At 48.2% G+C, this 2,000-nt stretch carries 3 protein-coding genes and 1 pseudogene; all 4 read right to left on the bottom strand.

Features of this window, described 5'->3' with window-relative positions:
- Window positions 1-379: 379 nt before the first annotated feature.
- A complete protein-coding gene (locus tag ACTVJH_RS15785; protein ID WP_455992845.1) occupies window positions 380-808 on the bottom strand; it encodes a pyrimidine dimer DNA glycosylase/endonuclease V in 429 nt (142 codons plus the stop codon).
- 104 nt (window positions 809-912) lie between these two features.
- Window positions 913-1,353 (bottom strand): glutaredoxin domain-containing protein, encoded by a 441-nt coding sequence (locus tag ACTVJH_RS15780; protein WP_455992843.1) that lies wholly within the window; start codon window positions 1,351-1,353, stop codon window positions 913-915.
- A 99-nt stretch (window positions 1,354-1,452) separates the two neighbouring features.
- Window positions 1,453-1,791: pseudogene (locus ACTVJH_RS15775) on the bottom strand (GNAT family acetyltransferase); the annotation flags it as partial.
- 17 nt (window positions 1,792-1,808) lie between these two features.
- Window positions 1,809-2,000: hypothetical protein (locus ACTVJH_RS15770; protein ID WP_455992841.1), on the bottom strand; the 192-nt coding region annotated here is incomplete at its 5' end.

The raw sequence follows: 2,000 nt of genomic DNA, 5'->3' as shown, positions 1-2,000 counted from the left end.
TGGCATCACTCAGCGATCCTTGTACCGCGTATTTAACGTCACCGCAAAAACATTCTCCAGTAATTGTCATACCTCCCTCCCGGATTCAAAACGCCTGCCTTCAGCCGACCATATGGAGCGAATCCCTAGAAGGGCGTAGCAATCACCTACCGCCCTCCTTCAGGCTAATTTATTGAGCGTCAACCTTCGCATTCATTATTCTCCCCGCTGGAATCTAATTGCGTATCAATGGAGTCATGAGTATCGAAGGTATCAATGGGGTCAATAATGGGGTTATTCGTCTGCCTCGATTTTATACATCACCGGCTGTGAAAGAGAGTGCCGTGAATGAGTGGGTTGCCTCTGTACTGTCAAATGACCCGACTGTTGGGTGGCACTCTTAATAACGCTCCCAGGGCTCCACATCTCCGGCATGCACGCTAAAAATAGGGTGGGCATCTGGAACCGCCACATTCTGCCAATACCGATACAGCGCAGGGTTGCGCAACTTCAGCTTATTCAGCAGATGGAGCCACTCGTAATCCAATTGACCCTTGGTAACTGTGAGCAAAACCGCCTTCCGGACCGGCCTGATCTTGTTCTTATTGAAGGTGTAGCCCCGCTCTGTCGCCTCATCATGTATGCCCGTAAGATATAGTGAAATGGCCGCAAGAGGTGACGGATGGCTCTTGAAGCGGTCCAGTTGTGGATGGTTCCGATAACCACGGGTATCTCCACGCAGGACTGCCTGCGCCAGAAGACTCTCTCGCCACAGTGCCACCAGACCCTGGGGATCGAGATACTTGGGATGTAACGACCAGAGACGCACGGCGACCCCTCCCAATATTGCAAACTTCAGTGAGCGTCAGACGATCCGCTGGCAACGGCACTGGAACGAATTGTTACAGGCAATTTTCACTTGGTACATTTTTCTTATTTGTAAATATCTTTAAATCCAGAAACACTAAAACCATTCATACGTTTGTTACCAACCAAAATTACCGGAACACCCTTTGCACCCATTGCATTATAGCGGCGTTTGGCGCTCGGACTTTTCTCAATATCATATTCATCAAAAGGTATTTTGTTCGCGATGAAATACTGCCTGGCCTTCTTACAATAGGAACACCAGCTCGTACTATACATGACCAACTTTTTGGATTTTATCTCTCTTTTATCTTTCCCTTGAACTGATTCGTATGTAACGCTTTTATAGCTGTTGACTTTAACTTCTATTGACTCAGAATATGGCGGCCTATCTGCATCCGCTTTATCGCTGAAATGCACCTTCCCATTTTTATCGGTCCATCTGTAGATTTCAGCATTAACCCCGAGGGAGAATATAACCAAGCCAAGACAAAGTAACAGCTTCATTCGTGCGACCCTTGCGTATAGCGCGGCGCACATGAGGGCGCGCTAGCAAGTTTCCAACCGCCGCCTGCAGCGGTGTAATGGCGGGTTTTCTTCACGGTGTCACGAGTCATGCGCCAACCGTTTACCTATACCTACAACGTAGTCGTTACCGTAGCCAATAGCTGAGTAAAATTCAATAATACCGGCATTCGTGGCTCTGACTTGTAGATTGATTTTCGGACAACCCTTCAGTTTAAGAAGCTTCTCTACCGACTCCATCAATAACCGACCATAACCATTTCTGTGATGGCGCGGCTTTACTGCCAGATAATTAATCCAGCCACGGTGGCCTTCATAGCCGCCCATTACGGTTGCGACCAGTTCGCCATCAATTTCCCCGACCAGGAACAGGTCTGGATCGACCCGCAATTTTCTGTCGATATCCTTTCCAGGATTTTTATCGGGGTCGGACCTCGCTAGATACTTGAAATATTGTTATAAAGATCCCAAAACAACCCGTTTTCACCGCTTAGAACGGCCGTTTTGCCCTCTAAACAAACGATGTAAGGAGGGGGTTGCTCTTTAAGCATGCATGAACTTGTCAGCCTTGGAAGGTCCTGTTCGTCATGGCTTGGCAAAGGCGTGGCATGCTGCTGTGGGATCTTGCT

It is taken from the genome of Desulfoplanes sp. PS50 (assembly GCF_053851535.1).
This window is presented reverse-complemented; position numbering and strand designations above follow the sequence as displayed.

Coding starts and splice junctions, on each gene's coding strand:
- ACTVJH_RS15780 (WP_455992843.1), bottom strand. CDS start 1,353: ATGAAGCTGTTACTTTGTCTTGGCTTGGTTATATTCTCCCTCGGGGTT.